8 protein-coding genes are annotated in these 6,982 nt (G+C 48.1%); 7 read left to right on the forward strand and 1 reads right to left on the reverse strand.

What is annotated here, in order from left to right; all coding sequences use genetic code 11:
* Entirely contained in the window at positions 1 to 831 is an 831-nt protein-coding gene (gene nadE, locus FDX03_RS17565) for an ammonia-dependent NAD(+) synthetase (protein ID WP_048211886.1), read from the reverse strand.
* 210 nt (positions 832 to 1,041) lie between these two features.
* Between nadE and osmE the strand changes: the two genes are divergently transcribed.
* From osmE to chbG, 7 genes are all read left to right on the forward strand, one after another.
* Positions 1,042 to 1,383 carry an osmotically-inducible lipoprotein OsmE gene (gene osmE / locus FDX03_RS17570; protein ID WP_003030621.1) on the forward strand — a complete coding sequence of 114 codons (342 nt, stop codon included), beginning with the start codon at positions 1,042 to 1,044 and terminating at the stop codon, positions 1,381 to 1,383.
* A 298-nt stretch (positions 1,384 to 1,681) separates the two neighbouring features.
* Positions 1,682 to 2,002 carry a PTS N,N'-diacetylchitobiose transporter subunit IIB gene (gene chbB, locus FDX03_RS17580; RefSeq protein WP_003832547.1) on the forward strand — a complete coding sequence of 107 codons (321 nt, stop codon included), beginning with the start codon at positions 1,682 to 1,684 and terminating at the stop codon, positions 2,000 to 2,002.
* Positions 2,003 to 2,084: 82 nt separating this feature from the next.
* Complete coding sequence (chbC, locus tag FDX03_RS17585) at positions 2,085 to 3,443, forward strand: PTS N,N'-diacetylchitobiose transporter subunit IIC (protein WP_040233680.1); 1,359 nt, start codon at positions 2,085 to 2,087, stop codon at positions 3,441 to 3,443.
* 54 nt (positions 3,444 to 3,497) lie between these two features.
* A complete protein-coding gene (gene chbA, locus FDX03_RS17590) occupies positions 3,498 to 3,845 on the forward strand; it encodes a PTS N,N'-diacetylchitobiose transporter subunit IIA (protein WP_061067779.1) in 348 nt (115 codons plus the stop codon).
* Between the two features lie 13 nt (positions 3,846 to 3,858).
* Complete coding sequence (chbR, locus tag FDX03_RS17595; RefSeq protein WP_005120798.1) at positions 3,859 to 4,698, forward strand: transcriptional regulator ChbR; 840 nt, start codon at positions 3,859 to 3,861, stop codon at positions 4,696 to 4,698.
* Positions 4,699 to 4,821: 123 nt separating this feature from the next.
* Positions 4,822 to 6,177 (forward strand): 6-phospho-beta-glucosidase, encoded by a 1,356-nt coding sequence (locus FDX03_RS17600; protein WP_048211884.1) that lies wholly within the window; start codon positions 4,822 to 4,824, stop codon positions 6,175 to 6,177.
* A 12-nt stretch (positions 6,178 to 6,189) separates the two neighbouring features.
* On the forward strand, positions 6,190 to 6,948 hold the full coding sequence (gene chbG / locus FDX03_RS17605; RefSeq protein WP_101741715.1) for a chitin disaccharide deacetylase: 759 nt from the start codon (positions 6,190 to 6,192) through the stop codon (positions 6,946 to 6,948).
* Positions 6,949 to 6,982 lie beyond the last annotated feature (34 nt).

The raw sequence follows: 6,982 nt of genomic DNA on the forward strand, positions 1-6,982 counted from the left end.
TTACGATTTTTTCCAGAAGTCGTCAAACACCGTAATCGGTGGGCGACGTTTGTGTTCTGTTTTCACGTACCAGCCTTCAATTTTCTTCGCAACGTCGGCATTCAACGTTTTTCCTTCCAGATAATCGTCAATGTTGTCGTAGGTAACGCCTAATGCGGCTTCATCTGGCAGAGAGGGACGATCGTCTTCGAGGTCGGCGGTTGGCGCTTTCTTGTATAAATGCTCAGGGCAACCCAATGTCGCAAGAAGCTGCTTACCCTGACGCTTGTTGAGGCGGAATATTGGGTTAATGTCAGTGCCGCCATCGCCATATTTGGTAAAGAATCCGGTAATGGCCTCTGCGGCGTGATCGGTACCCACGACAACACCGCTGGTCATTCCGGCGATACTGTATTGTGCCTTCATACGCTCGCGGGCTTTTTCATTGCCGCGCACAAAATCACTCAGTTCAATACCTGCTTCGCGCAATGCCTGCTCGCTGGCCAATACCGCGCCTTTGATGTTGACGGTGAGTACACGGTCAGGTTGTATAAACGCTATCGCGTCCTGACAGTCCTGTTCATCGGCCTGCACACCATAAGGCAGTCGCACGGCAATAAACTGCAAAGCATCGTTACCCGTTTCTTCACGTAACTCGGAAATCGCCATTTGGCATAACTTTCCGGCCAGGGTTGAGTCCTGTCCGCCGCTAATCCCTAACACCAGCGATTTAAGGAAAGGGTAGGTTTTGAGGTACGATTTCAGAAAATCCACGCTGCGGCGAATTTCCTCTTCTGCATTAATATGTGGTTTGGCGCCAAGTGCCCGGATTATCTCTTGCTGCAGAGTCATTTAACCCCCTATGGAAAATAAAATGATCAAAAATAACGATGTGTTAAAGCTAACGCGTTGACGTCCAAACGACAAGGGATGCAGCCGGATATAACATCATTTTGTTTTGATAGAATTTTCTGAAATGACCCGAGTATCAACTGACAGCTTGAAAAATGCGTTGTTGTGCTCCAGGCTTATATAACACGCTGAAAAACAAGAGGACGGAATATGAACAAGAATCTAACAGGAATTCTGAGTGCAGCGGCGGTATTGACTATGCTGGCAGGCTGTACGGCTTACGATCGTACTAAAGACCAATTTGTGCAGCCCGTGGTGAAAGATGTGAAGAAAGGGATGAGCCGGGCGCAAGTGGCGCAGATTGCCGGTAAACCTTCTTCTGAAGTCAGCATGATCCATGCGCGTGGTACATGTCAGACCTACATCCTGGGTCAACGAGATGGTAAAGCAGAGACCTATTTTGTTGCATTAGATGATACTGGGCACGTGATTAATTCCGGCTACCAGACCTGTGCGGAGTACGACACCGACCCGCAGGCAGCGAAGAAGTAACAACTGTTTATTGCCTGAGCACTCTGACGAACCGGCCGCTGTGCCGGTTTTTTTCTGTCACGCGATCTTATTTATTGTCGCGAATTATTTGCCCGAAGTGTGAGGGGTGTCATAACCACAGGTCAAGGAGAGACAATTTAGTTGGTCAATGAAATACCATCCGCGGGTGCAATCCCGTATACTCATTTCAGCCACCTAAAAAAGTAATTTAGCTGACGCAAGTTACCCAGAGCATGGATGCAGGTTATGGCTTGCGGAGTGTCTGGTACACAGATAATCGCACATGAGGATCGTTTTAATGGAAAAGAAACACATTTATCTGTTTTGTTCTGCGGGCATGTCGACTTCTTTGTTGGTCTCGAAGATGCGTGCTCAGGCTGAAAAATACGAAGTGCCGGTTATCATTGAAGCGTTTCCCGAAACGCTGGCCGGAGAAAAAGGCCCAGTAGCCGATGTCGTGTTATTAGGTCCACAGATTGCTTATATGTTGCCCGAAATTCAGCGTTTGTTACCCAACAAACCTGTAGAAGTGATTGACTCGCTGTTGTATGGCAAAGTCGATGGTTTAGGCGTGCTTAAGGCTGCAGTTGCAGCAATTAAAAAAGCCGCAGCAAATTAATTATTTTAAATTTTCCCGTCAAAGAGTTATTTCATTAACATTCACCGCAATTGTTAATTGCGGTATTTAAGGGTATTTTTCTATGAGTAACGCTATTGCTTCACTTGAAAAGGTACTCCTTCCTTTTGCTGTAAAAATTGGAAAGCAGCCACACGTTAATGCAATCAAAAACGGTTTTATTCGTTTAATGCCGTTAACCCTCGCAGGGGCTATGTTTGTATTAATCAATAACGTTTTCCTGAGCTTTGGGGAGGGGTCGTTTTTTTATTCCATGGGCATTCGACTTGATGCTTCAACTATTGAAACACTAAATAGTTTAAAAGGCATCGGTGGGAACGTCTATAACGGTACGCTTGGTATTATGTCATTGATGGCGCCATTCTTTATCGGTATGGCGTTGGCGGAAGAACGCAAGGTCGATGCGCTGGCTGCTGGTTTATTATCTGTCGCCGCATTTATGACAGTCACACCTTACAGTGTGGGTGAAGCCTATGCCGTGGGTGCTAACTGGCTGGGCGGTGCGAACATTATTTCCGGTATTATTATCGGCCTAGTGGTCGCGGAAATGTTCACCTTCGTCGTGCATCGTAATTGGGTTATTAAATTACCTGATAGCGTTCCGGCTTCTGTTTCTCGCTCCTTCTCTGCACTGATTCCTGGCTTCATTATCCTCTCTATTATGGGGATCATCGCCTGGGCGTTGAACACCTGGGGAACGAACTTCCACCAGATCATCATGGATTCCATTTCAACTCCGCTGGCGTCACTGGGTAGTGTGGTGGGTTGGGCGTACGTGATTTTTGTTCCGCTGTTGTGGTTCTTTGGTATTCACGGTTCTTTGGCACTGACTGCACTGGACAGCGGTATCATGACCCCCTGGGCGCTGGAAAACATCTCTATCTACCAACAGTTTGGTTCCGTAGACGCGGCACTGGAAGCGGGTAAGACGTTCCACGTCTGGGCGAAGCCGATGCTGGACTCCTATATTTTCCTGGGAGGGAGTGGGGCAACGCTGGGTCTGATTATTGCTATCTTCCTGGCATCTCGTCGCGCTGATTATCGTCAGGTAGCAAAACTGGCACTGCCATCAGGTCTGTTCCAGATTAACGAACCCATTCTGTTCGGTCTGCCGATTATCATGAACCCGGTTATGTTTATTCCATTCATCCTGGTTCAGCCGATTCTGGCAGCGATTACCCTGGCCGCTTATTACACAGGCATTATTCCACCAATTACCAACATTGCACCGTGGACTATGCCAACCGGTTTGGGCGCATTCTTTAACACCAACGGTAGCGTCGCTGCTCTGCTGGTCGCGTTGTTTAACCTTGGCATCGCAACGCTGGTGTACCTGCCATTTGTGGTCGTCGCCAACAAAGCTCAGAACGTCATTGATAAAGAAGAAAGCGAAGAAGATATCGCTAACGCATTGAAATTCTAAATTTAATCCGGCATGGCTATGCGGCCATGCCGGACTGAACCAGAGGAAAAAAGTATGTTGGATATCGAGAACATCGTCGACACGCAGTCAGAAGCAGAAGAGCTTGAAGAAGTGGTGATGGGGCTCATCATCAACTCGGGTCAGGCGCGTAGCCTGGCGTATGGCGCGCTCAAAATGGCCAAACAGGGTGATTTTGAGTCAGCGAAGACCATGATGGAACAGTCTCGCATGGCGCTGAACGAAGCACACCTTGTCCAGACTAAACTGATTGAAGGCGATCAGGGTGAAGGTAAAATGAAAGTCAGCCTGGTGCTGGTCCATGCACAGGACCACCTGATGACGTCGATGCTGGCACGTGAACTGGTGGCAGAACTGATTGAGCTTCACGAGAAGCTGAAATAGCGAGGAGTGCAGAATGCAGCTACAGATTAACGCACCGGAAATCAAAACCGTCTATGAGCAGCAGCTTTTTAATGGCAAAAATTTTCATGTGTTCATCTATAACAAAACTGAGAGTATCAGTGGGCTGCATCAGCATGATTACTACGAATTTACCCTTGTATTAACTGGACGTTACTATCAGGAAATCAACGGTAAGCGTGTACTGCTTGAGCGCGGAGACTTTGTCTTTATCCCGTTGGGATCGCATCACCAAAGTTTCTATGATTTCGGCGCGACGCGAATTCTTAACGTTGGTATCAGTAAACGTTTTTTTGAACAGCACTACCACCCGTTGCTGCCATTTTGTTTTGTCGCATCGCAGGTGTATCGGGCGAACAGCTCGTTTCTTACCTACATCGAAACGGTTATAGCATCACTGAACTTTCGTGAAAGCGGACTGGATGAATTTGTAGAAGTGGTCACCTTCTATATTATTAATCGGTTACGCCATCATCGGGAAGAGCAGGTGCTGGATGATATTCCACAATGGCTTAAAACTACCGTGGAAAGCATGCATGACAAAAGGCAGTTCAGCGAAAATGCGCTGGAAAATATGGTACACCTGTCCGCAAAATCCCAGGAGTATCTGACCCGTGCAACCCAGCGTTATTACAGTAAAACGCCAATGCAGATTATTAATGAAATCCGCATTAATTTTGCTAAAAAACAGCTGGAAATGACTAACTATTCTGTAACTGATATTGCCTATGAGTCTGGTTACAGTAGTCCGAGCTTGTTTATTAAAACGTTTAAAAAGCTGACGTCGTTTACACCAAATAGCTATCGTAAGAAATTAACGGAATTTAATCAGTAAATTTTATTTACCAATAACCAATTTTTATAGCTTGCCCAAAATAGCGCCGGGACTGCCACGCTATACCTGACGAATGGGTTGAGCATAATACGTGTCAGTGTTTTTACACTGAAGGGAGAAATTATGAGCCAGAAATTAAAAGTCGTCACTATCGGTGGCGGGAGCAGCTACACCCCTGAATTACTTGAAGGCTTTATTAAGCGTTATCATGAATTACCGGTCTCTGAATTGTGGCTGGTGGATGTCGACGGTGGTAAAGAGAAGCTGGACATTATTTTTGACCTCTGCCAGCGCATGATTGATAAAGCTGGCGTCCCGATGAAAGTGTATAAAACGCTGGATCGCCGCGAAGCGCTGAAAGATGCTGATTTCGTTACTACCCAGTTGCGGGTTGGGCAACTGCAAGCCCGTGAAAAGGATGAACGCATTCCGCTGAGCCACGGGTATCTGGGGCAGGAAACCAACGGCGCTGGCGGGCTGTTCAAAGGCCTGCGTACCATTCCGGTTATCTTTGATATTGTGAAAGATGTGGAAGAACTGTGCCCGAATGCGTGGGTGATCAACTTCACTAACCCAGCCGGGATGGTGACTGAGGCGGTTTATCGCCATACGAATTTCAAGAAATTCATCGGGGTATGTAATATTCCGATCGGCATGAAAATGTTCATCAGCGACGTGCTGGCGCTGAAAGAGAGCGATGACTTATCCATCGATCTGTTTGGTCTGAACCATATGGTCTTCATTAAGGATGTTCTGGTCAACGGTGTGTCACGCTTTGATGAACTGCTGGACGGCGTTGCGTCGGGTCAGTTGAAAGCCTCTGGCGTGAAGAACATCTTCGATCTGCCGTTCAGTGAAGGGCTGATTCGTTCACTGAGGCTGCTGCCGTGCTCGTATTTGCTGTACTACTTCAAGCCAAAAGAGATGCTGGCGATTGAAATGGGCGAATATTACAAAGGTGGTGCACGCGCACAGGTGGTACAGAAAGTAGAAAAGCAACTGTTTGATCTGTATAAAAATCCTGAGTTGAATGTTAAGCCGAAAGAGCTGGAACAGCGTGGCGGGGCTTATTACTCTGATGCCGCGTGTGAAGTCATCAATGCTATCTACAACGACAAACAGACCGAACATTACGTCAACATTCCTCATCATGGCCATGTTGATAATATTCCTGCGGACTGGGCCGTTGAGATGACCTGCACGCTGGGGCGCAATGGTGCAACTCCGCACCCACGTATCACCCATTTCGATGAAAAGGTTCTGGGGCTTATCTATACCATTAAAGGTTTTGAAGTGGCGGCGAGCAACGCAGCACTGAGCGGCGAGTTGAATGATGTGCTGCTGGCGTTGAACCTGAGCCCGCTGGTGCATTCCGACACTGATGCTGAAATTCTTGCCCGTGAGCTGATTCTGGCGCATGAAAAATGGCTGCCAAATTTCGCCGGATGCATCGAGAAACTTAAAAGCGAACAACACTAACTGAGGTTGGCTATGGAACGCGTACTGATTGTGAATGCGGATGATTTTGGCCTGAGCAAAGGACAAAACTACGGCATTGTTGAAGCCTGTCGCAATGGCATTGTCACCTCAACCACGGCCCTGGTGAATGGCGAGGCGATAGAGCATGCGGTACAGCTTAGTCGCGATATACCGGAGCTTGCCGTTGGGATGCACTTTGTCCTGACGCTCGGCAAACCGTTAACGGCTATGCCGGGTCTGACGCGTGACGGTGTGTTAGGGAAATGGATCTGGCAGATGGCAGAGGAAGAAACGTTGCCGCTGGAAGAGATTTCTCGGGAGCTGGCTGCACAGTATCAGCGTTTTATTGACCTGTTCGGGCGGGAGCCGACGCATCTGGATAGTCATCACCACGTGCATATGTTCCCGCAGATTTTCCCGATTGTCGCCAGTTTTGCCGCGGAGAGAGGGGTTGCGTTGCGGATCGATCGGCAGACAGTGTTCCAGGCGTCCGATTTACCGGAAACGTTGCGTACCTCCCAGGGATTTAGCAGTGAGTTTTATGGCGACGCGATTTCTGAGGCCCTGTTTTTGCAGACGCTGGACGCGTCCGCAGACCGGGGAGAGTCCTCGCTGGAAGTGATGTGTCATCCGGCGTTTATCGATGACATCATTCGACAAAGTGCCTACTGTTACCCCCGCTTAACTGAGCTTGACGTACTGACGTCTTCGTCATTGAAATACGCTATTGCGGAGCGCGGTTATCGTCTTGGCAGTTTTCTGAACGTTTAATTCCTGAGTTGGCGGCGCGTCGGTGCGCCGCATT

Source organism: Citrobacter sp. wls827 (assembly GCF_005280875.1).
Lineage (GTDB): Bacteria > Pseudomonadota > Gammaproteobacteria > Enterobacterales > Enterobacteriaceae > Citrobacter > Citrobacter youngae.